Source organism: Flavobacterium sp. ASW18X (assembly GCF_005144745.1).
Lineage (GTDB): Bacteria > Bacteroidota > Bacteroidia > Flavobacteriales > Flavobacteriaceae > Croceivirga.
Map to the genome: position 1 here is coordinate 1 of NZ_SWKK01000020.1, position 26,302 is coordinate 26,302.

A 26,302-nucleotide genomic window follows, 5' to 3' on the forward strand; every position below is an offset into this window, starting at 1 on the left:
AAGAAGCGTATACCGTTATCTTGAACAGCACTACCAATCCGTTAGTGCCTATCAACGATGCCACCGCTAATGGTATCATCAATGATGATGATAATATTCCTGGAACTACCGGATTATTTATCAATGATATAACCGTTAATGAAACAGACGGCACAGCTACCTTAGCAATTACTTTAGTTGGTACGGTTCAAGATTCGTTTACTGTAGACTTTAGCACTTCAGACAATACAGCAACCGCTAGTGAGGATTATACAACAACAGAAAAAACCCTAACCCTTGTTGGGAATGAAGTTGACCCAATCACCATAACAATACCTATCCTAAATGATGTATTGTTAGAAGAGGAAGAAGATTTCCAAGTCGTTTTATCCAACTTAAGCACAACAGTAATTCAAATTAACAAGGCAATAGGAATTGTAACTATTATTGATGATGAATACGATACTGATGGTGACAACGTACCAGATATAACAGATTTAGACGATGATAATGATGGTATCCTAGATGCTAACGAGGGAGACACTACTATTGACACCGATGGTGATGGATTTGCGGATAGTATCGACATCGATTCGGATAACGATGGTATTCCAGACAATGTAGAAGCGCAAACCACTGATGGTTATGTACCACCAACTGGTAATGATTCTGATAACGATGGTTTAGATGATGCTTACGATACCAACGATGAAGGACTTGTCCCTGTAGACACCGATGGCGATGGTTCGCAAGATGTTATAGACCTAGATTCTGATAACGATACTGTTCCGGATAATAACGAAGGGAACGATTTTAATAACGATGGCCAACCAGATTGGACCTTTACGGGTACCGATACCGATGGTGATGGCTTGGATGACGGTTACGAAGGCAGTGATGTAAACGATGGCTTTGATGTGAACGATGAGATTGACGACCCTGCCAACGATTTACCCAATACGGACAACCAAGACGATGTTAATTATCGTGATGTAGATGATGATGGTGACGGTATCCCTACCATGGACGAAGATGCGGACAACGATGGCGACCCAACCAATGATGATACCGATGGGGATGGCATTCCAGATTACCTAGACCCAACGGATACAGACGGAGACGGTGTTCCTGATTATGTAGATTTAGACGATGATAATGATGGTATCCTAGATGCTAACGAGGGAGACGGTGCTACAGACACAGACAATGATGGCTACCCAGATAGCAGAGACATTGACTCGGATAACGATGGTATTCCAGACAATGTAGAAGCGCAAACCACTGATGGTTATGTACCACCAACTGGTAATGATTCTGATAACGATGGTTTAGATGATGCTTACGATACCAACGATGAAGGACTTGTCCCTGTAGACACCGATGGCGATGGGGCCCAAGATTTCATCGACCTAGATTCTGATAGCGATACCGTTCCGGATAATAACGAGGGGAACGATTTTAACAACGATGGCCAACCCGATTGGACCTTAACGGGTACCGATACCGATGGTGATGGCTTGGATGACGGTTATGAAGGCAGTAATGTAAACGATGGCTTTGATGTGAACGATGAGATTGACGACCCTGCCAACGATTTACCTAATACGGACAATCAAGACGATGTTAATTATCGCGATGTAGATGATGATGGCGATGGCATCCCAACCATGGACGAAGATGCGGACAACGATGGCGACCCAACCAATGATGATACCGATGGGGATGGCATTCCAGATTACCTAGACCCAATGGATGATAGATTTATGGACCCGAATTTTGAGGACATGACCATCATTTGTGGAGAAGAAGTACCTGCCATACCAGAATTAGGAGATATTGGCGGTTGCAGTACCCCTGTGGTTAACTTTACAGAAGAAATTGTTACGGTAGCAGACACCGATGATTATATGATAGAGCGAAGATGGGAAGTAGCTGATGACTGTGGCAACACAGCCACATTTACGCAGACCATTTTTGTAATGCAGCCACAATTAGAAGAAGTTTATATTGATGTTTGTGTAGAAGATGAGGCTGTGGACCTTATCAATTATTTACCACAGGGCTTTGATACCAACGGAATCTTTACCGCAGTAGAAGGCGAAGTGGTTTTAGAAGGCTCGCTATTTAATCCTGCTAATTTAGCATTGGGAGAATATAAAATAATGTACGCATCAAATGGTGGTGATTGCAAGTATTATGTAGATTTTATAATTACCACAAACAATGATTGTGTGCCTTGTACTAGAGACCAAATAGAGGTTTCCAAAGCCGTAACACCAAATGGTGATGCTATTAATGATGTATTCGAAATTAAAGGAACCGAGTACTGTGGGTATACTTTTGATGTTCTCATCTTTAACCGATGGGGAGATAAGGTATACGAGTCTAGAAACTACCTAAACGATTGGGGAGGCACATCGCCAAACAACGCTTATGGTAGTAGAGGAACTGTACCAGCAGGAACGTATTATTACATTATAAAAATAAATGAACAGCCAGAAATGCAACCCATCAACGGTTACATTTACGTTGGCACAGAATAAAACATACAACTTGGAATCAGCACCTTATAACGATGATTTTGACAAAGAACGAAAATAGAATCAATTAATCGGTGTAATTCGTTTTTCGTTATAAGATGCTGTTTCTTTGTTATCACAATGCCCCCAAACCTAACAAATTAAAGAACTAACAACGAGTGTTATGAATACCATTTTTAAGGGTATAACTGTATTGAGCCTGCTCTTCTTTTCTAATATAAAAGGACAGCAGTTACCACAATTTACACAATACATGTTCAACACTACCTCTATTAACCCTGCCTATGCGGGTAGTAGAGAGAGTTTGAGTTTTACGGCTCTACATCGCAACCAATGGGCAGGCTTAGTAGGCAACCCTAGAACCAGTACATTTTCTTTGCATACACCAATGCGCAATGAAAAAGTAGCATTAGGATTATCTTATATTAATGACCATTTGGGCGACCAAAGCACACAGTTTATTTACGGTAATTTTTCGTACACTATACCAATATCCTGGGAGGCCAAACTTTCGTTTGGTTTAAATGGTGGTTTCACTAAATACGATTTATCAAATCCTGATGTAAACGACCCCTTCTTTAATCAGAATTTTAATGTTTGGGACCCTAATTTTGGTGCGGGCATGTACCTAACTACCAACAGATGGTATGTTGGTTTTTCTGCCCCTAGAATTTTAAATACAGATGTAAACGAAGGAGAGTTTGAAGCTTTAGAACGAAACAGCTACTACGGTATTGCCGGTTTGGTCCTAGACCTATCTTTAGATATAAAATTTAGACCTTCTGTAATTACAAAATTTACCAATGGAGCACCAGCTTCTTATGATGTCACCTCTAGTTTTTTGTTTTACGAAAAATTCTGGCTAGGTGCATCTTATCGCTTTAACGATGCCTCTAACTTTGGAGCTTTTGCAGATTATCAAATCAGTAAAAATTTGAGATTGGGCTATGCCTATGATTTACCAACCTCCCTCACCAGACCCTACACTGGTGGCACACACGAGGTGATTTTAATATTTGAACCCAAACTAAATAAGAAGGAAGATTTATACCGTTCCCCAAGATACTTTTAAGATGAATGTTACCAAGCACCTACTTAGCTTGCTACTATTCGTAGCCTGCTTCACCAGCGTAAACGCACAACATCCACTACAACGCAAAGCAGATAAATATTTTGGCACGTTTTCTTATGCCAAAGCCATTCCTTTATACGAAGAGATGGTTACCGAAGGTATAGACCCGGAACACGCGCAAAAAAGATTAGCAGAATGCTATTTATTGCAAAGAGACTATGAAAAATCGATACCTTATTTTGAAAGGTTTATTCATAAATCTGGTATCTCTAGCAACCATTATTTTAAATATGGTATGGCACTCAAAAGTGTGGGTAGGGAAAAAGAAGCTGCGGAGTGGTTAAAACTTTACAAAAAGACAAATAAGAATGATAAGTTAATAGACCGCTTTTTAAAAGATGGCAATCTAGCGTCTGTTGTTTTTAACAGTAGAGAACGCTATGATATTCAACCTGTTAAATACAATAGTCAGTTTAACGATTTCGGCGCTATTAAATACGGGAACACCATTTATTTTAGTAGTAGTCGCCCAGATTCTAAAGACGAACGTTTGTATGATTGGGACAACCAACCTTGGTTAGACATCTTTTTTATAGAAGAAGGTGGTGCTTTTGAACGGATGACAGAGTACATTCCCCAGCGAATCAAAGGAGATATCAATTCTAAGTATCATGAAAGTTCTGTAGTATTCTCTACAGACTATAAAAACGATACCATAGCCTACTTTACACGAAACAATTATTTTGAAGACAAGGAAGGTTTCTATGTAAAAAAAATTAAAGACAAGAACTTAGTTCAGAAACAAAACAATCTAAAAATATTTATCGCCGAAAAAAACGGCGAAGAATGGTATGTAGCCAAAAACCTAAAAATAAATGCAGACCACTACTCCACCGGTCATCCATCTGTCAACGAGAACAGGACAAAGTTATACTTTGCATCAGACAGGCCTGGAGGATATGGCGGTACGGATATCTATTATTGCGATATTCATCCACGAGGTGGAGTTGGTCAACCCATTAACGCAGGACCAATCATCAATACAGCAGGTGATGAGATGTTTCCCTTTATCAATAATGAAGGTAAACTGTTCTTTGCCTCTGATGGTCACGTGGGTTTTGGAATGCTAGACATATTTGCCACAATTACCGATGAAAATGGTGAAGTCACAGACGTAATTAACCTAGGAAAACCGGTGAATAGCGAAAAGGATGATTTTGCATTTTTCTCTAATGAAGATGGAACGGAAGGCTACATCAGTTCTAACAGAGATGGTGGTAAAGGAGGTGACGATATTTATAAATTCGATTTTACACCATCTTTATATGTAGATGGTTTTGTATACGATGCGGTAAATGGTAACCCACTCGATTCGGTGGTGGTAAAACTTACGGATATCAACACAGGGAATTTCATCAAACAAGTAAAAACAGATGGCCGTGGTTACTACCGTATGTTCGTAAATCGTGGTTCCAAATACAAATTGGTTCTTAACCGCATTACCCACCCAGAAAAGAAGGTCACCCTAAACCTGACCAATTTACCCAACAAGCAGAAAAAAGTTCAAAAAGATGTGTATTTAGAACCTGTGTTAGATGTAAAAATATTAGCTGGCTTGGATAAAATTTATTTTGATTTTGATAAATCTTACATACGCCCAGATGCAGCTAAAGAATTGGATAAAGTGGTAAAATTGATGGTAGAAACCTATCCCTATATGACAATTAAGCTAGAATCACATACAGACGGCGTTGGTAGTCATGAATATAATGATAAACTATCTGAGGCTAGAGCAAAAGCCACCTATGAGTATTTGGTAGCTAATGGAGTGCCTGCCGAACGCATACTATCTTACAAGGGCTATGGAAAAAGGCAGCCAGTAAATGATTGTAAAACAAGGTGGGATTGCCCTCCAGAAATACTGGAATTAAATAGAAGGTCTGAATTCCCGATAATTAACATATTTAAACCAGACCATCTTAAAGCCTTAGATCCAACAACACCCGATAAAAAGTCAAAAACCAAATAAAAAAAGCCTCTTAAAAGAGGCTTTTTTTATTCTATAATAATTACTTTCTTTTCCACCACTTCCTTTATAGGGAGTACTACTTTACCCTCTTCGGTCTTTAAAGTCATAGACATATTGTCTATAGCGACAATAACACCTTCTAATTTGCCTACTATCACTTTATCCCCTACCATATAGGTTTTTCTGGCGTAAAACATTTTAAGAACATCTGCAAAGACCTCCCTTGAACCCAAACCAAAGCCTAAAGCTGCTGCAGCTAAAAAGGCTCCTAAAATTAAGGTGAAATTACTGGTGATTATATCAGTCTGTATGCCTGCTTGGTTTAATGCCGTAATCGATACAAAAAAGGCGATAAGATAAAAAAGCGTATTGCTAATAAATTTTGAACCGCCTACACCCATAGAATCAAACAAAGCCAAAGTAGCCTTTTTTACAGTGGTAGCGATATACAAGCCAGCAGCTAAAATTAAAAGCGCACTAAATAAGGTTGGTAAATAGGCAAAAATTGCGACAATTCCATCAGATACAGCTTTAAGCCCTAACACTTCAGAAATGACGGTCGCAAACATTAAAATTAAAAGTACTTTTACAATACCTAGTATAATTTTTGCTAAATCTACTTTAACTTCTTTATCTCCAAAAAAATTAGCCTCTGTAACTTTTTGAGAAAGCGCATCTATTTTCGCTGCTTTAAGTACTTTCTTTAGAATGAACATGATTACCTTAACCACTAGCCAAGCAAAAATGAGCCCTAAAATCCCCAATACTATCTTTGGTAATAGTTGCACCGCACTGGAGAAAATATCGGATAAGCTATCCTCTAGTACTTTTTTATATTTTTCCATGAGTTGTATATAAATTGAATGTTGATTGGTTTACTTACGTTTATTAGTCCGTATCATCCCAGAAATTACAGAGGCATAATTAGAGCTTACTAAAACGGCCATATCTAGAATAAGTTTTGCAATGGCAATATCATTCATAACCTTTTTCCGCATCTCAGGAGGAACCTCCCGCAAATTGCGGTTAAGCTGTTTAAAAGGGTTATCTGTTTGGTCTGCCATTTTATCTTATCCTAAGGTATTATAAATTTCTAAAAGCTTGGTCTTAGCCCGTTTTAATCTCATTTTTACGGCACTTTCTCCAAGCTCTAACAAATCACTCAACTCCTTAACAGACGCACCATCTTGGTACTTTAAGAGTAAGATTGATTTATTTTCTGGACTAATCATTTCTAAAGCTTTGGCTAATTTGTTAGCCTTAAGTTCATAGATACTTTCGTCTGGCACATCGTCTTGTGCTAATTTATACTCCGTGTCTTCCATTGCCACGGATTGGTCACTCATTTTTCGTTGCTTATCCCTATTTACGTAATTAACACAAAAGTTATACGTAAAAGAATACAACCAGGTAGAAAATTTAGACTTGCCCTTAAAAGAAGCTAATTTTACAAAAAGCATCAAAAATATATCTTGGGTCAAATCTTCCGCTTCATCATCAGAACGGGCAAAACCGTAACATTTGTTGTAGACCATTTTAACATAACGATCATACAATACTCCAAATAACAAGGTGTCATTATTGGCTACAATTTTAGCTACCAGTTCTTCGTCACTCAAATCCTTATACGCATCTTCTCTACCATTACCATTTCTGGTTTGGTTTATAAGTATGAGAAACAAGCGTTTAAGAAAAGTCACTTAGATTTTTTTAAAATAATCGGCAATATAGTTAATACTGGGTATCTTTAAACAAAAATTAGGCTATGAAATACGGTATTGGTACGCTGTTTGTTGTTATTTGCTTTTTAATTATTAGTTGTAAGAACAACACTTCAAAAACAGAAGAAACTATTCCTGAAGCTCCGGAAATAGAGGAAAAACACCTTACCTTACCAGAAAGAATAGCTGTAGCACATGGCTTTGAAAACTGGAAAACTATTGATCAACTGGCTTTTACTTTTAATGTTGATCGTAATGAAAAACATTTTCAGAGAAGCTGGATTTGGAATATAAAACAAAACACAGTAACCCACATTAATGGTACCGATAGTCTAACCTATAACCGAAAATCCATGGATAGTGTTGCCTATAAAACCAATGCTGGTTTTATCAATGATAAATTTTGGTTATTAGCGCCCTTTAATTTGGTATGGGACCGTAACAACTATACTTATACCCACAAAGTCTTAGATACCACCCCAATTGGCAAACATCCCATGCAAAAACTCACTGTAGTATACGGTAGTAAAGGAGGTTATACTCCAGGTGATGCCTATGATTTTTATTTTGGAGACAACTTAATTATTCGTGAATGGACTTTTAGAGAAGGAAATCAAGAAAAACCCAGCATGAGTACCACTTGGGAAAATTATAAAGAACAAAACGGTATTAAAATTGCACAAGAATATAAAGGTGCGTCTAAAGATTTTAAACTCTATTTTGATGGAATAAAAGTAAATGGCACAGCACTTGATGAGTAATTTTTTATGAAATCTTCTACGCTGTTAATTGTGCTATTTTTTGGTTATTTAGGCTTTTCCCAAAACCAAAAACTTGGCGTTATTTTAGACCAACAAACAAAACAACCCTTAGAGTTTGTAAATATCTATACCACTGGCGATTATACCTTTTCTAATGCGGATGGCCGTTATTTTATCAACAGTTATGCAGATAGCATACAGTTTAAGTTACTCGGCTATGAGATTAAGAAACTTAGTTTTGCTCAACTAAAGGATACCGTTTATTTAAAAAACCAAGCGCTAGAACTAGAAGGTGTTACAGTAAGCAACCTAAAAACAATGTTCCAAAAAATAAGGGACAGTATTAAGGTCAATTACCAATTTAAACCCTACCAAGAAAATTTCTTTTTGCGCGCTACATTGAGACGAAATGGAAAGTTAGTACGCATCCAAGATATGCAAGGTAATCTGTGGCGTAAAACGTTATTGTACAACAAAGAAATTCAACTAACTACTAAAGATTACCAGGTGCAATTAAACCATATGCGCAAGGTTGGCATGGTTAAAGACACTAGTAATATCTATTTTATTTTTCCAACTTTTTATGGAATACTTACCAATTTTGCCCGGATAAAGGCTGTAGAAAAAGCACATAATTTCAAAAAGATTCCTTTTGAAAGCGGAGATAGATTAAGGTATGAATATGCTTCTAAAAATGCAGACACTACTAAAACAGAAGGGCATTACATTATTAACCTCAAAAATAACGCAATTGAAAAATTTCAACTAAAACAAACAATCACTAAAGACCAGAATAAAGCTCCCTACAGCAATGAAAATTGGTTAAAATACAAAACTTTGGAGCACTTTGTAGAAGTATATTTTGAACCAGACACAAACACCCATCTTTACACGTTAAAAAAAGCAAAGCAAAGACAGATTGTGGAATGTATAGATACTAGAACTGACAAAAAAACACTGTTTGAAGCTGAATTTATATTGAGTAACTATAATCCATTTAACACCAAAAAGTTTAAGAAAAATGTAAGTGCCACTAGAGATATTTTTAAACTTAAAAAAAACTATGACGCTGCTTTCTGGAAAAACCAAGAATATCTCTTGTTAACTAAGGAAATGGAAATATTTATAATGAATATGCAAGCTAAAGCTGTTGAATTTAAGGTAAAAACAAATCTTGACTAATCGGTTTTTCGCTTGGTAAAAGCTATCAGGAACACTAACACCGCACAACACAAAAGTAGTGTAAAACTAAATTTTAGATTAAAAGTCTCTGCTAAATACCCCAGCAACACCGGGCCAGATAAAAAACCTAGATATCCACAACCTGCAATCAATGCTACTCCTTGACTAGAGGGGACACTATTTACCTTACCTCCTATTCTAAATAATTCTGGCACCATAGCAGAAAAACCAAGCCCTGCAAATCCAAAGCCTATAATAGCTAAAATAGTTGTTGTTGTTAATACGAGTACAAAACCAAGGATACATAAAATTGCCCCTAACATTAATAACTTGTAAGACCCCAGAGACTCGCTTATACCGTCTCCTAAAAATCGCCCTAAAGTCATGGTTGCGGAGAATGCTAAAAAACCAGCACCTATTAAGTATGTTGGCGCAAGGGTTATTTCTTTCAGATACAAACCACTCCAATCTACAATAGCACCTTCACTGCCCATACTAACAAATGCAACTAAACCTAATAGAAATAAAGGTTTAAACATTTTTATATTAAAAGTTTGATTGTTTTTAGTAGCAGCAGTAATATGAATATAATGCTTACGCATGTTATAACTTACCCATAAAATAAGGACTACACTCCCTAACATATGATACATAGGATGCGGAATTATCGGAATTAAAAAACTAGTAAGTCCTACTAAAATACCACCTAGACTGTAAAATCCATGGGCTGCTGACATTATACGAATTCCATCTTTTTTTTCAATTTCTGTCACCAAGGTATTCATTGCTATATCTGTAAACCCATTGCTTGCCCCTAAAAAAAATAACGCAATACATAGCAGACCATAATTTGGTGCAATTAGGGGAAACATCGCAAATAAACTAGAACATAGAATAGAAACCCAAGTAGCCCTACCTACTCCAAGTCTAGCAACCAGTTTAGAGGCTATAGGAAATACACTAAACACCCCTAATGACAAAAAAAACAAAGCAAATCCTAAATCTGCCTTACCAATAGCTAGCATTTCCTTTACCGTAGGTATGTAAATGGCCCAAGTACCAAACCAAATATTTAGGCTAGCAAAAACAAGAGCGGGAGCTAAATATCTTGGATTAGAAAGTATGAGTCTTAGTGATTTCATAAGGTGTTGCAATTAAACTCTTACAAAGATTATCTATTTAAAAACAGAAGTTTGTAAATTATCTCACCACTTCTATAACAATATATTCCTAAACATCTTACTGCAAAACACAAATAGCTAATTTTATACTATGAAACCCATAGTAGAAGCCATTAAACCAAATATTGGCGCCTCCATAAAATACGCCCATTACACCATTGATAATGGTTGCAATTCTGTTGGATGGCATATCCATCCAGAATTGGAATTAGTTTATATCAAAAATGGTTCAAAAAAAATACATATTGGAACTACAGAAACCACCTACACAAACGGATTACTCATTTTAGTTGGAGGTCATATTCCGCACGAAGATTTTAGTAATTATGACTATCCCAATAATACTGAAACGGTCATACAATTTGATGCTGCGTTTGCAAAAGAGCAAATAATATCTTTTCCAGAATTTAAAGCTATCAGTAAAATGCTGCTCTCTTTGCAATCCGCATTACTATATTCTGATGCAACACATGCTATAGTAGCGCCCTATTTTAAGGCGATGTTAGGCCAAGATAGCGCAGAACGATTATTAAGCTTGTTAAGCATATTCAATATACTTTCTAAAGCAGAACCACAAAAAATTTTATCTCCTTTTGAAGCTTCAGCGAAAACCAACCTCCGCAACGTAAAACAATTAGAGTTGATTTTTAATCATGTAAACAAACATTATCAACAACCCATCAGTAATGCAGAAATGGGACAATTATTAGGGATGTCTCCAAATTCTTTCTGCCGATTTTTTAAAAAGATGACAGCACAAAATTTTAAAAAATTTCTAAATACCTATCGCCTTAAAAAAGCAAATGAATTACTACTACAACAACCAATTTCTGTTAAAGAGGCTATGTGCCAAACAGGCTTTAACAGTCCTTCTTACTTTAGTAAAGAATTTAAAAAACAATTTGGCTATTCGCCAACCAAGATTCCATGACTCTATTTGCCCAGTATTCCTGCTTTTAATATTTCGCCAAAATTATACATGTCCTCATAAGAGCAATAAAAAGGAGCCGGCGCTAATCTAATTACATTGGGTTCTCTCCAGTCCACAATAACTCCGTTTTTCATCAAAAAGTCGAACAACTCTCTACCTTCTCCATGTAGAAAAACCGAAAGCTGGCATCCACGAGCTTCGGGAGTAATAATTTCAAAAGTACTTTCTACCTGCTTGTCCACTTCGGTTAGAATAAACTCCAAATACGCTGTTAGCGTTTTCTGTTTTGCTAAAAGCGCTTCCATACCTACCTCTTCAAACAACTGTAAGGATGCAAGGTAAGGCGCCAAAGATAAAACCGGAGGGTTACTTACTTGCCAGGCATCTGCAGTAGCAATGGGTTCAAACTCGGGTTTCATTAAAAAGCGAGTTTCTTTTTTATTACCCCACCACCCCTCAAACCTTGGGATAGCTTTGGTATTTAAATACTTTTCGTTCACAAAAATTCCAGATGCATTACCCGGACCACTATTCATATATTTGTAGCTACACCAAGCAGCAAAATCTACTTGCCAATCGTGTAAATGCAACGCCACGTTACCCACGGCATGTGCCAAATCCCAACCTACAAAAGCACCTTGTGCTTTCCCTGCTTTGGTTATTTCTGCCATATCAAAAACCTGTCCATTGTAGTAATTTACTCCGCCGATAAGGACCAAAGCCAACTCATCCCCAACCTCTTTAATTTTTGCTATAACATCTTCTGTACGCCAAGCATGTTCACCTTCTCTTTTCTTTACCTCTACAATGGTATCTGCAGGATTATATCCATGAAATTTAACCTGACTCTGCAATAAATATTGATCAGAAGGAAAAGCTTTTTCCTCACAAATAATTTTAAAGCGTTTTGCAGTAGGTCTATAAAAACTAACGAGTAAAAAATGTAGATTTACTGTTAACGTATTCATCACAGAAACCTCTTCTGGTCTTGCCCCAACCACTTTTGCCAAAGGTTTCGCCAAACGTTCATGGTAATCCCACCAAGGCTTTTCTGCATAAAAATGTCCTTCTACAGCCAACTGTGCCCAATCTTGCATTACATCATCTACATAATTTGTGGCCAATTTAGGTTGCAAGCCCAAAGAATTACCAGTAAAATAAATTACTTCCTTATCATTTACCTTAGGATAAGCAAAGTGGGTTCTATAAGATTTTAGTGGGTCATTTGCATCTAATTCTTGTGCAAACTCCAATGTATTTTTAAACTTCATAGCTTTTTAATCTTCTTTTAATCGTAGTCTCATTTCATTAATGTGGCTAGCAAAACCGCTTTTCTTATAAGCGTTCACCGCAGGGCTATTTTCTTGGTACACGGTTAAACGCAGCTCTAGCAAACCTTGCATTTTTGCCCATGCTTTCAACTCGTGCATTATTTGTGCATTTAAGGCTTTACCTCTAAATGCAGGTAAAGTGTACATAAATCCCAGATAGGCGTACGCCTCATGGTCCAAATAATGTCTAGCCTTTTTAGACAATGCGTAACCAGAGGATACAATTTGCCCCTCTACCTCTGCAACTACTACTTTTACATCTTCTCTCTTAATGTAGGCTTCCAAATTGTAATAAGATATAGGATCTGGTTTTATGGTGGAATCAAAGGGGCGTTCTGCCGCAATTAATTCTTGCTCAAATTGTTTTAAGATTACAAGGTCTTCTAGTTTTGCATCTCTAAGAATAACGTTTTCCATTGCCTAAAATTAACCCTTATTTGGCTAATTTTGCCAAAACGATTGCATGCATTTTCTATCTTCTGTATTGGAAAACTATATTGCTGATAACTCGGCTCCAGAACCACAAGTCCTCCAAGATTTAAGGCGAGAAACCCATATTAAAGTTATACAACCCCGTATGCTAACTGGGCATTATCAAGGCCGCGTCTTAAGTTTACTCTCTAAATTAATTAGTCCTAAACGAATTTTGGAAATAGGCACTTACACTGGCTATTCTGCTATTTGCCTTGCAGAAGGCTTATCCAAAGATGGACATTTACATACTATTGATGTTAATGAAGAACTGTATGGCATACAGCAAAAATATTACAAACTTAGCGGAAATGAGGCTTCCATAACACAACACGTAGGGGATGCTTTAGATATTATCCCCCATTTGGAAGAGGTATTTGACTTGGTTTTTATTGATGCAGAAAAAAAACAATATGATGCCTACTTTGAAGCCGCGTTACAAAAATGCAGACCAGGTAGTGTAATACTATCAGATAATGTTTTGTGGTCTGGTAAGGTGGTAGAGCCAGTTAAAAAATCTGATAAAGCTACTCAAGTATTATTAGAGTATAACAAAAAGTTAGCGACGGACCCGCGTGTAGAAACTGTATTGTTATCCGTTAGAGACGGCCTTACGCTGAGCCGCGTTAAGTAATATATTGTGAACTCGGTAAAACAACCAAGCAGAAAACGTACCTACAAGTGCCCCAACTAAAATGTCTATAGGAAAATGCACCCCAACAAAAATTCTGCTAAAACAAAATAGAATTGGCCAGATGTAAAACAGTATAGTCCAGTTATAAAACTTTCTAAGAAATAAAAATACTAAAGTGGTAATAGAAAAAGAGCTAGAAGCGTGCCCAGAGAAAAAACTATAATCCGATGGCTTTCTTAATATTCTAATTATCGTATTAATTGCCTCATCATTATTGGGCCTTAAACGTGCAACTGTTTCTTTGGTTAAATCCGTAACTGTAGTAATAAAAAGCACTAATAGAAGCACGGTTATTGTTTTTAAAAATGCTTCTTTTTTATCGTACTTTAAAAACATCAGAATAAAAAAGAAAATGAATAAAGGTGTCCATGTTTTAATATCTGTGATAGCAGACCAAAAACCATCATAACGGTCCACTCCCAAGCCATTTAAATACACAAACACATCCCTATCCCATTCTAAAAGCTTTTCTAACATAAACTATTTTCCGCTTCGCTTTATGGCACCGGTTACCTCATCTACATTTTTCTTTACCTCGTCTATCTCTTTTTTAATATCCTTGGTAAAATCGGTATCCATGCCATGGTTTTCCGCACTTTTTTGTATTTCTCTCTTAATATCATCGGTTGCATCTCTTAATTGGCGCATTCCCTTGCCCAATCCTTTTGCTATACCTGGAATCTTATCCGCGCCAAATACCATGACCACGATAAACATGATAAAAAATATCTCCGCTCCGCTAATAAATAACACATGCATGATACAAATATAAAGAGAACTAAGCAGCAAAAATAAAAAGGCCCAATGAAATCATTGAGCCTTTATACATTATTTTAAGTGGAAATTATTCTCCTCTTACTTTTTCTTTAAATTGATCAAAATCTGACTTCTCGTCTTTTTGTGGCCAAGCGTTATTAGTAGTATCTATATCTGCAGTTTCTAACTTAGGATCTACAACTATACCTACCAATTCTTTTTGAGAAGACAATACACGCTTTACTTCTGCATCATTCTTTCTCCAAATTTCTGGTGGATAGGTAACATTTTCCTTGCTACCATCTGCATACGTATACTCTACAATTAACGGCATTGGTATACCACCTGGCTTCGTAAAGGTCACCTCATAAAAATATTTAGGCTCTTTTACTTGAGCACGTTCCGCTTCCGTCATATTATCCATCATAAACTCTTTCAAGTTTTTAGAAATTTCTGAAGGAGCTTTATCCTTAAGGTTGCTATCCATTTCTTCACTCTCTGCATCTGCTAAATAAACTAGTGGTGGCAAGTCTGCCTCTGTTAAACCACGAGCATCCATGTATTCTTGCATTTGCTTGGTAACTTTGTTAGATACATAGTATTTTTTAACACCACCTACCCCAATATCTACATAATCTGTAGTGTAGAACCAGCTTCTCCAGAACCAATCTAAATCTACCGCAGAGGCATCTTCCATAGTTCTAAAAAAATCTTCTGGCGATGGATGTTTAAACATCCAACGTTGTGCGTAAGTTTTAAATGCATGATCAAATAACTCCTTACCCATTACGGTTTCTCTTAGAATATTTAATGCTGTAGCTGGCTTAGCATAGGCATTAGGACCTAATTGATAAACGTTTTCTGGGTTAGACATGATTGGAGAAATGTATTTTTGGTCTCCTGCCATGTACGGTACAATTTTTTCTGGCGCACCTCTTCTAGAAGGGTAATTATCATTTGGAGCAACATCTTGCGGATAATTTTTACCGTATTCTTGCTCTGCCAAATACTGCATAAAGGTATCTAAACCTTCATCCATCCAACCCCACTGACGCTCATCAGAATTTACAATCATTGGAAAAAAGTTGTGACCAACCTCATGTATAATCACACTAATCATCCCATATTTAGTTCTATCAGAATACGTACCATCTTCATTTGGTCTACCATAATTCCAGCAAATCATAGGGTATTCCATACCTTGGTTTTTGGCATGTACAGAAATAGCCTTATGGTAAGGATAATCAAAAGTATGCTTAGAGTAGGTATGTAAAGTTTGCACAACTGCTTTAGTAGAAAAGTCTTCCCACAACGGGTTGCCTTCTTTTGGGTACATAGAAACCGCCATTACATCACGGTTCGCCAATTTTACGGCTTGCATATCCCAAATAAACTTTCTGGAAGTTGCAAAACCAAAATCACGTACCATTTTACCTGGTTCCGTTTTAAACTTCCAAGTTTTAGTTTTTTCTGCAAAGCTACCTTCTTTGGCTTCTGCTTCTGCTTGAGTTACGATGATAACAGGCTTATCATAAGATTTTTTAGCTTGTTCGTAACGCTTCATCATTTCTTTGGTAAATACCTCTTTTCTGTTTTGCAAAACCCCAGTAGCATCTAGCACATGGTCTTCTGGCACTGTGATATTTACTTCATAATTACCAAATGGCAATGCAAATTCACCGCTACCCCAGAATTGATGGTTTTGCCATCCTTCTACGTCTGAGTATACCGCCATTCTAGGGAAAAACTGTGCAATTACATAAGCACGGTTACCATCTTTAGGAAAATACTCGTAACCAGAACGCGCACGATTTACGGTATGGTCTGGAATATTGTACCACCACTTAATGCTAAAAGATATATTCTCGCCACTTTTAAGGGCCTGCGGAATATTTATACGCATCATGGTTTGGTTAATTGTATAAGATAATGGCTTACCGTTGGCATCTTTTACCCAATCTATATTAAAACCACCATCAAAAGGTTCCGTTACAAAGCTTTCTGCAAAATTACCAGGAGTGTAAGCAAAATTTACGCCGCTACCATTTCTTAACGGAGATTTAGAATCTTTGGCACGTACGTTTTGATCTAATTGTACCCATAAAAACTCCAAGTTGTCTGGAGAGTTATTGGTGTAAGTAATTGTTTCTTCTCCGTAAATTTTTGCATTCTTGTCATCTAAAGTAATGTCCATCTTGTAGTCTGCCTGCTGTTGGTAATAGGCAGGTCCTGGGGCACCAGATGCAGAACGATAGCTGTTTGGCGTGGAGAATTCTTCGTAAAGTTGTTTAAATCGGCTTTGGTTGTAATGGCCGGGTTCACGTTCTTGCTTTTCCTCACTTTCTTGTGCTATACCTACAAAGGCAAGCATAAAAAGTAGGCTAGCAAAACCATACTTGAGTTTATTCATTTTTTGTCAGTTTTAAGTTTGAAAAATACTGCTTTTTACTCATTAGCTTAGGCAGCATCAGAGTTTTAACATTCCTTTAGTATCTGACTTTATTAGGACAAAGCTTTTCTTTTGGTCTTTCCATTTTACATGAACCAAATTTTTTTGGTCATCAAACAAATCTGTCAGTATTTCATTCGTCACCGTGAGCGATGTGTGGGAGTCTAAGTTAACATCGGTAACTTCTATGTAACATATAGCTACATCTGCATCGTACTTTTTACCCAAATACTTGTAGGTTACCTGGTGACCATCAATGTTAATTAAAAACTTAGTTCGTAAATACTTCTCTATGTATTCCTCTGCTAACGGGTTTTCTTTTTGGCTCGCTAATTCACCTTTAATCCCATAACGTTCAGTCAACACATTTTCTAAATCATCTATAAAAATACGCGTGGTAATTTGTAAAGCGTTATCCTTTTCTGAGTGATTAATATTGGTGACACTTACGTAAAATTTGTGCGCAAAAGACATTCCGATAAGCGCTACTAAAACCAAAACCGGCAATACTAATCTCTTTGTTCTCATGTTAATATTCATCTTAGATTATTAGTTTTTTTTTGATGATTGATGGCAAGATACGTGTTCTAAATCTACAAATATCTTACTACTCTTGGATACCGTTATTTTCTCTATATATTGCACTTCTACGCTGCATATAAGCCCATAATTTTAATTGATCTTTACGCGCTACCAATTGCTGAAATTCTGGGTCTACTTCACAGAAATACATAAAATCGTCTACCTTATTAACTGGAATTTTAAATTCGATTAAAAATATACTATCAACATAAAAATTTTTAACGCGCTCTGTTCTAGCATAATTATTATCTGTAGCCACACGTTTTTTTAGCATTTTTGTTCGCCCTGTAATTGCATTAATTAAAGGCAAAACCCCAACTCTCAACGGATTTTTTAGGGAATAGGTTCCTTTAGATGCTTCTTGCAACTTACGCTCACTTTGTGTAGGTATTTTGACATCCGCATTAGGCAATCCCAAAGAATATTTATCTACTACTTTAGTATTGAGCGTACCTACATCTTTACTTAAATCGCCAGACAAGCCAAAAGGTCTAACCACCACCTCTCTAAGCTCATTTACAAAGGGCTCCATTGGCACGGTAACGTAAGAAGTATTCATTAGCAACTTATTAACTGACACAACTTTACGTTTTAGTTGCACGGAAGAGAACACCAAAGTATCGTCTTCTTTAACCGCAATAGAAAAGTTGCCATCAAAGTCGGTAATCGTTGCTTTTTGGGAACGCAGGTTTTGTATGGTTACCCCAGTAACATCTTCTTGTTCTGCAATAACCCTTCCATTTAAGGTCTTCTCTTGTGCAGTAACGGTAGTTACCCACATTACTAAGAGGGTAAATACACTAGTTTTTAGCAGTTTCTGCTTTAAAGTTCTTGCTTTGGGTAACCAAAAAGTCGATAAGCTGAAATTCATTCTCTTTCTTTAACAGGGATTGGGATGGTATTTTATCATCACAATACACCAAAAAAGCATCTATTTGTTTTTGGGGCAAGCCCAAGTCTACCACAAAAAACTCATCATCATACACATGGCGTAACACCTCACTTACTTTTAAGGGTGTACCCTCACCTGTTTCTTGATTTTTAGCATTAAAGATGGCTTTAAAAATATTGACAAAATTTATGCCATCTTTCATGCCTCTTTCAATCTGGGATTGCGCCACATTCTCTACTTCTGTGGTACGGTCTATTTCATATTCGTATTCCTGAAATTCTTCATTCTTTAACTTAACATATTGTTCTGAATTCTCTGGCCCTACAATAACCTCATCTAACTCGGTAACCTTTTCTTCTACCTCTACCACTAAACGGCCATTGTTCAACATCTCTTGCGTTATTAACACCACCTCTAATTGGTAATTTACGGCTGTAAACACCAGCTGGTCGCCCACCTTTACCTCAATGGCAAAGCGTCCGCCTTCATCAGTAATGGTTGCTTTTTGGCTGTTGGTATTTATAACGTTCTCATTCACCACGTTGGTGCCACGGTAGATCACCTGTCCGCGTAACCATTGGCGGGTAGCCTCCTGAGCTTGTGCAGGCAATAATGCCATGGTGATTAATATCAGTAAAGCGTATTTTCTTAGCATAACAATGTATTGTGGTGTTAAAGAAAGTGGTTTAGATAATTAAAATAAAATTAGTCACATCTAAACTTTTGTTAATAAATTAGTTTCTTGAATTTATTAGACAAACCAAACTGAATTTCCACGTAAGATTATCCTTTCACCTAAGTCATTGGTATTTTACCGTAGAAAAGCATGCAGACTAAGATTTACGTCTATTTTTGTTTTTGCCTAAAATCTATATGAAAAAAGTTCCACAATGAAATTATTAGTTACTTCTTTATTAGTTGTATTTGGAGTGGCCACAACCTTAGCACAGGTTAAAATTGGCAACAACCCACAAAATATTAATGCTTTTTCACTCTTAGAATTAGAAAGCACAGATAAAGCCTTAGTAATCTCTAGGGTAAATAATAGTCAGATGCAGGGAATGACTCCCTTACGTGGAGCATTAGTATTTAATACAGATGAGGCTTGTGTATTTCATTACACTGGAACAGAATGGGAAAGTCTGTGCCAAAACACAACAAATACTAGTTTTGAACTATTAGAAAATGATTTAGTGCTTACAGACAGTGACGGAACGGAACTAAGAGTTTCTCTAAGTGGCGCAATAAATCCTAATTTTACAACAGTACCTACGGAACCAAGACAAGCACAAACCATAGTAATTACACAAGATGGTGATAATTACAATTTTGAAATTTTTCAGGTTCCAGGTAGTCTTATTGCCAACAATTCTATCTTAGGAAGCAAGATAGCAGATGAAACTATTGAAGGTCGCAGTTTAAATAGCGAAGCAGTAACTAACAGAGTTTTGGCATTAAATGCAGTAACTACAGATAAAATAGAAGACGGCACCATCCTTGCTGCAGACCTAGCAGATGGTAGCGTAACAGATAATAAATTAGACAAGGCCAATATTCCCATAAGCGGTTTTGGCGCTGCAAGTGCAGCTGTTGACCTTGGTGGTCAAAGTATTACAAACCTTGCTGAACCTACCAACTTGCAAGATGCTGCTACCAAAAATTATGTAGACAACTTAGCAACAGGTTTAAGCACGCTAGCAGATGGAACTATTTTTGTGGGTGATGCAGCTAATACAGCACAAAGCGTTAGTATTTCTGGTGATGCCAACTTAGACAATTTGGGAGAACTTACCATAACAGATAATGCCATAACTACTACCAAAATTTTAGACGGCAATGTTACTCCAGAAAAACTAAGTGCAGGGACGGCGGGCCAAATATTAGTTTCTGATGGTTCCGTGGCCAATTGGCAAGACCCTGCAGTTATTGCGGTCACTACAGATGGTACTACTATTGTGGGGGACGGGGATGCAACAGCTATTAGTGTTGCCAATGACGGTATAACTACTGAAAAAATTCTAGACGGTGAAGTACAAACAGCGGACATTGCCAATGGTAATGTAACCCCAGAAAAATTAAGTGCAGGCACAGATGGGCAAGTACTAATTGCCAATGGTGGTTTAGTAAATTGGCAAGATAATACCGCAGCCAACGTAGCCGTAGATGCCGCCGCAATTACCAACCTAGATGCTATTAATGTACAAGACGCTCTGGCCGAATTGCAGGGCGATGTAGACGGACTTACCTTGGCCGGAGGTGCAGATGGTAACGATTTTGTAACAAATGGCACGCTTACTGGTGAAACAGTAACGCTTACTGTTCCAAACCAAACAGATGTTGATATCGATTTAAGTCCTTTTGCTTTAGAGACAGAAGTTACTACAGCTATCGCAGGAGTAAACCAAGTACCCGATGATACTGGCGCTAACAATGGTGATGTTTTAACTACTGATGGTGCAGGAAGATACACTTGGCAAACTGTAGCCGGAGGAACTACGGAAGAGGCTGATGGAGTAACCATAGTTGGTGATGGAACAGCAGGTAATTTATTTACTGTTGGTGTTATAGGCTCAGCTAATATTGCTAATGCCACCATATTACTTGAAGATTTAAATGATATGGGCGCAACAGATAATGATGTTATTAAATGGAGTGATACGGCTAACGCCGGTGCGGGTGGTTGGATTACCGCTCCAGATAACGATTCTGGTGCAGGAACCATCGGTTTAACCAACGGAACAGTTTTTATAGGAGATGCCGCTAATGCTGCCAGCGAACAAACTATTGGTGGGGATGCTACTTTAGCGACAGATGGTACATTAACTATTAACAATGATGCAATAGGTCCTGCAAAAATAGCTGCTAATGCAGTTACCACGGATAAAATCGCCAACGATAATATTACATTAGATAAATTAGCACCTGGAACAACTGCCGGCCAACTTTTACAGTGGAATGGGACTAACTGGGAGTTAATCACAGAAGCAGATATAAATGCAACGGTAACAGAAGTTGATGGCATTATTGGCAACGAAGTAGTTGGCGCAACAGATGGTACACTTACACTGTCTGGTAGTGGAACGGTCGGGAATGAGTACACACTAGGCGTATCTGCAGATGGCATCACCGCTACTGAAATTGCCACAGGCGCAGTTAACTCTGATGAAATAGCCAACGCAACAATACTCGCTGAAGATTTAAACAAAATGGGTGCAACAGACGGACAAGTCTTAAAATGGGAAGATGCAACTTTAAGTTGGATTACAGCCGATGACCAAGACAACCAAAACGCGGATGAAGTTCCTGTTGATGGAGCTACCAATGTAAATTATGCTCCAATTGGTGGCACCAATGTGCTAAGCCACTTAAATGGTATAGACGCTGCCCTTGCAACCGCTACTGTATCTGGTACTGAAGGCTCAATATTCTTTGCAGATACTGATGGTACTCCAACGGAAAATAATGCACAACTATTCTGGGATGTCACAGGTAGTTCAGGCAGTGGGGCTCTTGGTATTGGAACTAATACGCCTGGATTGACTAACAAACTAACGGTATCTGGAAGTGTCAGAGCATCTGGAATTCAAAATTCAAATGGAACAGCAGGGGTACCTTCCTATCGATTTACTAACAATGGTGATACGGGTATGTTCTTAGCCGATCCATCTGGAATATTAGGTTTTTCAACAAATGATATTGAAGCCCTTCGCATTAATGACACTCAAAGTGTTATAGTAAATCAAGATTTACAGTTAGACGGCACCTTAACCGATAATGATGGAAACGTAGGTACTGATGGTCAAATATTATCTAAAAATGGAGATGGAGACGTAGTTTGGTCAGATAATGCAGCTATTCCAAGCGGGTTAAACCAATACAGCATTCCTTTTGTAAATGCTACAGGAGACGGTTGGGAAGAAGCCGTAAATACAAATGGTGGCCAAGGATTCTATTGGAATCCCAATGCCAGAACATTAGGTGGTATTTCTTACGGAGCATTGTTTGTTGGTTTGGATTTAAATACAGATAAAGAATCTAACTCTTCTAAAGTACATATAGCTGATAACGGTCCAGGCTTTGCATACGCCTTACAACTTCAAAATTATAGTGGAGATGATGGGGGAGGAAAAGCTACAGGTATATTATTTGCAGTAGAAGCAGCAAACAGCTATGGAAAAGGTGGTCTTGTATATGAGCGAAAGTGGGATGAGGCAGGCCCTGGGTTTGCCAGAGGAGATTTCCACTTTATGCAAAGCGATTCAGCAGATGATAGTTTACCCGTTCAGGGAGATGAAGTAATGACCATTAAAAATAATGGCGATGTTGGTATTGGTACCACTACACCTGCGGCTAAACTTCATGTTATTGGCAATATTAGAGCAGACGGTGAGATAGAAGCAACCGGTGATATAACAGCAAATGTTCCCGACTACGTTTTCCAAAAACATTTCTTAGGCAGCTCTGCCCTTAAAGCAGACTATGAGTTTAAAACCTTAGCACAAATAGAACGCTTTGTTAAAGAAAACCACCATTTACCGGGGGTAACTTCTGCTAAAGAAGCACAGGCCAGTGGCGTTTGGAACTTAAGCCAATCTAACCTGCAAAACCTTGAAAAAATAGAAGAGCTGTTTTTGCATACTATTGCCCAAGAAAAAAAGATACAAAGTTTAGAGGCAGAAAAACAAGCTTTACACCAAGAGGTAGAAAGTCTTAAAAAAGACATGGCGCAGATAAAAGCTATATTGTTACAACAAAAAAATAACTAACATGCGCATTTGGGGCTTTATTCTTTTTTTAGGGTTAGCTAGTTATAGTTGGGGGCAAAGCACCTTTAACAATGTAGGTAATTTATATTTGCACCCACAAGCCACTGTTGGCGTACACAACCAATTAAATAATGAGGGAGATTTTGTAGCGCAACCCAACACCCTACTAGGCTTTTATGGCAATACTACCGTAAGCATTACCGGCAATGCGCCCTTAAATGTATATGATGCAGAATTGGCCAATGATTTTGGCTTGGTACTTTTTACGCCTTTGAACATTGGTAATAATTTTAATTTTATTACTGGTACAGTGTTTACCCCGTATAATGATGTAAATGTTACTGCCAATTTTTTACAAGATGCTTTTTTTACAGGAGAGAGTGATACCAGCTATGTTCAAGGTTTTGCTAGCGTAGAAAATGAAGCCACATTTTCTTTTCCCGTAGGGGACAAAGGCGCCCTTAGGCCCTTGCTACTAAACGCTTCCGCCCCGGTGGCCCAAGCAAAATGCAGCTATATTAAAGACGACCCCACCAACCCAGCGGTGTTAGCTATCTCTTTAGACACCAATGAAGCTATTAATGATATAGGCTATGTTTCTGACCAAGAATTTTGGATTATAGATACAGACCAACCCTCACAAGTTACCATTAGCTGGAATTTTAACAGTGGGCTACAAAGTGTTGCTCCCACGATAGATGACATTGTCTTAGTGGGCTGGTCCAAGGCTGCCAACCAATGGGTAATTATAGGTAATAGTGCCATTAGCGGTAATCCTAATGAAGGCTTTTTAGTATCTAACACTTTTGTACCTAGTAATTTTGAAGCCATTACCTTTGGCACTACTCCATTACCAACAGATACTTTTGCTGCTAATTATCCAACTTTGGGCAACTATTTTGTATCGCCCAATGGTGATGGTATAAATGATGTATTGTCTTTTGACGATTGGGACCAAATAGAAGGCCGTAATGTGTTACATATCTATAACCGATTTGGACAAAAAGTATATACCAAAGAAAACTACTTAAATAACGAGTTTAATGGGTTTTCTAATCTAGATAATTTTGTCATCAAAAGAGAAGAAGGTCTACCAGATGATATTTATTACTACACCGTATCCTTACCAGATATGGATTTAAACTACCAAGGCTTTTTCTACTTAAAACGATAATCTATACTCTAACAAAGTAAAGCAACATATAAAAAGCTCACCACAAGTTTTTCTTATTTTGTAAGAATAATACTTCTTTTTACAACATATTTTCTTTATTGAATCGGTGTAAGACCTATTTTTTCAGTCTAAATACATCAAAATACCATCTGCAATGAAGAAAATAATACCGTTATTGCTTGTTCTTGTTAGTTTATCATCATTTGCTCAAGTTAAAATTGGTGAGGATATCACTACAATAGATGCCTCCTCTTTATTAGAATTAGAGAGTACTACCAAAGCGTTAGTATTAACCCGGGTTAGCAATCAGCAAATGAATGCTATCTTTCCGTTAAACGGAGCTTTAGTTTATAATACAGATACCCAATGTGTGCATTATTTTAATGGTACGGCATGGGACAATTTATGTGATGGAACTTCCAATGGTCCTGCTGCAGCATTGACTGACAACTTAGATGGCACGTTTACATTTACCAACGCCTCTGGTGTAGAAACCACTTTTTATGGTGAAGCACAAAATATAAGTACCTTAGAAGCTACAGGTCCTAATGAGTTCACCTATACAAACGAATTGGGAGAAAAAACAATACTTGCACTATCTGGCAACAGTTTTTCCGGAAGCTATGCTGATTTGACAGATATCCCAACCAATTTAGATACCGATTCCACCGACGATTTTAGTGGTGCTTTTGCCGACTTAACTGGTGTTCCCGTAAACTTAGATATTGACAGTACAGACGATTTTAGTGGTAGTTTTAATGATTTGACCAATGTGCCTGCAGATATTGCTGATGGTGATGACGATACGACATACACTGCAGGTGCTGGTCTTAATCTTGTAGGTACTGAGTTTTCAGTTAACAATACGACCATTACTCCGGCTTGGGCTAACATTACAGGTGTTCCCGTAAACTTAGATATTGACAGTACAGACGATTTTAGTGGTAGTTTTAATGATTTGACCAATGTGCCTGCAGATATTGCTGATGGTGATGACGATACGACATACACTGCAGGTGCTGGTCTCAATCTGGTAGGTACCGAGTTTTCGGTCAACAATACAACCATTACCCCAGCTTGGGCTAACATTACAGGTGTTCCAGCAAATTTAGATACGGATTCCACCGACGATTTTAGCGGGGCTTTTGCCGATTTAACTGGCGTTCCCGCAAACTTAGATATTGATAGTACAGACGATTTTAGTGGTAGTTTTAATGATTTGACCAATGTGCCTGCAGATATTGCTGATGGTGATGACGATACGACATACACTGTAGGTGCTGGTCTTAATCTTGTAGGTACCGAGTTTTCGGTCAACAATACGACCATAACTCCGGCTTGGGCTAACATTACGGGTATCCCAGCCAATCTAGATACCGATTCCACCGATGACTTTAGCGGGGCTTTTGCCGACTTAACTGGTGTTCCCGTAAACTTAGATATTGACAGTACAGACGATTTTAGTGGTAGTTTTAATGATTTGACCAATGTGCCTGCAGATATTGCTGATGGTGATGACGATACGACATACACTGCAGGTGCTGGTCTTAATCTTGTGGGTACTGAGTTTTCAGTTAACAATACAACCATTACTCCATTCGGGTATCCCAGCCAATCTAGATACCGATTCCACCGACGATTTTAGCGGGGCTTTTGCCGACTTAACTGGTGTTCCCGTAAACTTGGATATTGACAGTACGGACGATTTTAGTGGTAGTTTTAATGATTTGACCAATGTGCCTGCAGATATTGCTGATGGTGATGACGATACGACATACACTGCAGGTGCTG

General features: G+C 37.8%; 22 protein-coding genes. 10 read left to right on the top strand and 12 right to left on the bottom strand.

Translation table 11 applies throughout. From position 1 onward, the window contains the following. The 3 genes from FBT53_RS13450 to FBT53_RS13460 all read left to right on the top strand — a co-directional run. A partial coding sequence (locus FBT53_RS13450; RefSeq protein WP_136951709.1) for a gliding motility-associated C-terminal domain-containing protein occupies positions 1-2,522 on the top strand: 2,522 nt, incomplete at its 5' end. 160 nt (positions 2,523-2,682) lie between these two features. Then, positions 2,683-3,591 (top strand): type IX secretion system membrane protein PorP/SprF, encoded by a 909-nt coding sequence (locus FBT53_RS13455; RefSeq protein ID WP_136951710.1) that lies wholly within the window; start codon positions 2,683-2,685, stop codon positions 3,589-3,591. Between the two features lies 1 nt (position 3,592). Further along, the gene (locus FBT53_RS13460) at positions 3,593-5,620 is read left to right on the top strand and encodes an OmpA family protein (RefSeq protein WP_136951711.1); all 2,028 of its coding nucleotides are present in this window, start codon (positions 3,593-3,595) and stop codon (positions 5,618-5,620) included. A 26-nt stretch (positions 5,621-5,646) separates the two neighbouring features. Here the strand turns inward: FBT53_RS13460 and FBT53_RS13465 are convergent, their stop codons facing one another. From FBT53_RS13465 to FBT53_RS13475, 3 genes are read right to left on the bottom strand one after another with little or no spacing between them, the layout of a single operon-like run. Then, entirely contained in the window at positions 5,647-6,465 is an 819-nt protein-coding gene (locus tag FBT53_RS13465) for a mechanosensitive ion channel (RefSeq protein WP_136951712.1), read from the bottom strand. A gap of 30 nt (positions 6,466-6,495) precedes the next feature. Continuing rightward, positions 6,496-6,684 (bottom strand): hypothetical protein, encoded by a 189-nt coding sequence (locus tag FBT53_RS13470; RefSeq protein WP_136951713.1) that lies wholly within the window; start codon positions 6,682-6,684, stop codon positions 6,496-6,498. 6 nt (positions 6,685-6,690) lie between these two features. Then, positions 6,691-7,302 (bottom strand): RNA polymerase sigma factor, encoded by a 612-nt coding sequence (locus FBT53_RS13475; protein WP_370324083.1) that lies wholly within the window; start codon positions 7,300-7,302, stop codon positions 6,691-6,693. Positions 7,303-7,385: 83 nt separating this feature from the next. On the opposite strand from FBT53_RS13475, the gene FBT53_RS13480 reads away from it, so the two are divergent. Both FBT53_RS13480 and FBT53_RS13485 read left to right on the top strand, forming a co-directional pair. Then, positions 7,386-8,102 (top strand): hypothetical protein, encoded by a 717-nt coding sequence (locus FBT53_RS13480; RefSeq protein ID WP_136951715.1) that lies wholly within the window; start codon positions 7,386-7,388, stop codon positions 8,100-8,102. A gap of 6 nt (positions 8,103-8,108) precedes the next feature. After that, positions 8,109-9,284 carry a carboxypeptidase-like regulatory domain-containing protein gene (locus tag FBT53_RS13485; protein WP_136951716.1) on the top strand — a complete coding sequence of 392 codons (1,176 nt, stop codon included), beginning with the start codon at positions 8,109-8,111 and terminating at the stop codon, positions 9,282-9,284. On the opposite strand, the gene FBT53_RS13490 is transcribed toward FBT53_RS13485, so the two are convergent. Beyond that, positions 9,281-10,426 carry an MFS transporter gene (locus FBT53_RS13490; RefSeq protein ID WP_136951717.1) on the bottom strand — a complete coding sequence of 382 codons (1,146 nt, stop codon included), beginning with the start codon at positions 10,424-10,426 and terminating at the stop codon, positions 9,281-9,283. The genes FBT53_RS13485 and FBT53_RS13490 overlap by 4 nt on opposite strands. 130 nt (positions 10,427-10,556) lie before the next feature. On the opposite strand from FBT53_RS13490, the gene FBT53_RS13495 reads away from it, so the two are divergent. Further along, positions 10,557-11,396 (top strand): AraC family transcriptional regulator, encoded by an 840-nt coding sequence (locus FBT53_RS13495; protein WP_136951718.1) that lies wholly within the window; start codon positions 10,557-10,559, stop codon positions 11,394-11,396. Positions 11,397-11,398: 2 nt separating this feature from the next. Here the strand turns inward: FBT53_RS13495 and kynU are convergent, their stop codons facing one another. After that, positions 11,399-12,667, bottom strand: a complete 1,269-nt coding sequence (gene kynU / locus FBT53_RS13500; protein ID WP_136951719.1) for a kynureninase — start codon at positions 12,665-12,667, stop codon at positions 11,399-11,401. A gap of 6 nt (positions 12,668-12,673) precedes the next feature. Continuing rightward, a complete protein-coding gene (locus FBT53_RS13505; RefSeq protein WP_136951720.1) occupies positions 12,674-13,144 on the bottom strand; it encodes a GNAT family N-acetyltransferase in 471 nt (156 codons plus the stop codon). A gap of 46 nt (positions 13,145-13,190) precedes the next feature. Between FBT53_RS13505 and FBT53_RS13510 the strand changes: the two genes are divergently transcribed. Continuing rightward, on the top strand, positions 13,191-13,832 hold the full coding sequence (locus tag FBT53_RS13510) for an O-methyltransferase (protein WP_136951721.1): 642 nt from the start codon (positions 13,191-13,193) through the stop codon (positions 13,830-13,832). On the opposite strand, the gene FBT53_RS13515 is transcribed toward FBT53_RS13510, so the two are convergent. The 6 genes from FBT53_RS13515 to FBT53_RS13540 all read right to left on the bottom strand — a co-directional run bounded on the left by FBT53_RS13515 (position 13,791) and on the right by FBT53_RS13540 (position 19,226). After that, the gene (locus FBT53_RS13515; RefSeq protein ID WP_136951722.1) at positions 13,791-14,369 is read right to left on the bottom strand and encodes a phosphatase PAP2 family protein; all 579 of its coding nucleotides are present in this window, start codon (positions 14,367-14,369) and stop codon (positions 13,791-13,793) included. The two genes, FBT53_RS13510 and FBT53_RS13515, sit on opposite strands and share 42 nt — an antisense overlap. A 3-nt stretch (positions 14,370-14,372) precedes the next feature. Next, positions 14,373-14,651: a twin-arginine translocase TatA/TatE family subunit gene (locus tag FBT53_RS13520; protein ID WP_136951723.1), complete on the bottom strand. Its 279-nt coding sequence runs from the start codon at positions 14,649-14,651 to the stop codon at positions 14,373-14,375. Between the two features lie 85 nt (positions 14,652-14,736). Next, the gene (locus FBT53_RS13525) at positions 14,737-17,058 is read right to left on the bottom strand and encodes a M1 family metallopeptidase (RefSeq protein WP_136951724.1); all 2,322 of its coding nucleotides are present in this window, start codon (positions 17,056-17,058) and stop codon (positions 14,737-14,739) included. Between the two features lie 57 nt (positions 17,059-17,115). Beyond that, positions 17,116-17,625: a DUF6702 family protein gene (locus tag FBT53_RS13530; protein ID WP_136951725.1), complete on the bottom strand. Its 510-nt coding sequence runs from the start codon at positions 17,623-17,625 to the stop codon at positions 17,116-17,118. A gap of 79 nt (positions 17,626-17,704) precedes the next feature. Next, complete coding sequence (locus FBT53_RS13535; protein ID WP_240729838.1) at positions 17,705-18,460, bottom strand: carboxypeptidase-like regulatory domain-containing protein; 756 nt, start codon at positions 18,458-18,460, stop codon at positions 17,705-17,707. A 19-nt stretch (positions 18,461-18,479) separates the two neighbouring features. Further along, positions 18,480-19,226: a hypothetical protein gene (locus FBT53_RS13540; protein ID WP_136951727.1), complete on the bottom strand. Its 747-nt coding sequence runs from the start codon at positions 19,224-19,226 to the stop codon at positions 18,480-18,482. Positions 19,227-19,461: 235 nt separating this feature from the next. On the opposite strand from FBT53_RS13540, the gene FBT53_RS13545 reads away from it, so the two are divergent. The 3 genes from FBT53_RS13545 to FBT53_RS13555 all read left to right on the top strand — a co-directional run bounded on the left by FBT53_RS13545 (position 19,462) and on the right by FBT53_RS13555 (position 26,156). Beyond that, positions 19,462-23,337, top strand: a complete 3,876-nt coding sequence (locus FBT53_RS13545; RefSeq protein WP_136951728.1) for a hypothetical protein — start codon at positions 19,462-19,464, stop codon at positions 23,335-23,337. A 1-nt stretch (position 23,338) separates the two neighbouring features. Continuing rightward, complete coding sequence (locus FBT53_RS13550) at positions 23,339-24,511, top strand: gliding motility-associated C-terminal domain-containing protein (RefSeq protein ID WP_136951729.1); 1,173 nt, start codon at positions 23,339-23,341, stop codon at positions 24,509-24,511. A gap of 154 nt (positions 24,512-24,665) precedes the next feature. Next, positions 24,666-26,156 (top strand): hypothetical protein, encoded by a 1,491-nt coding sequence (locus tag FBT53_RS13555; protein WP_136951730.1) that lies wholly within the window; start codon positions 24,666-24,668, stop codon positions 26,154-26,156. The last annotated feature ends 146 nt before the right edge of the window (positions 26,157-26,302 follow it).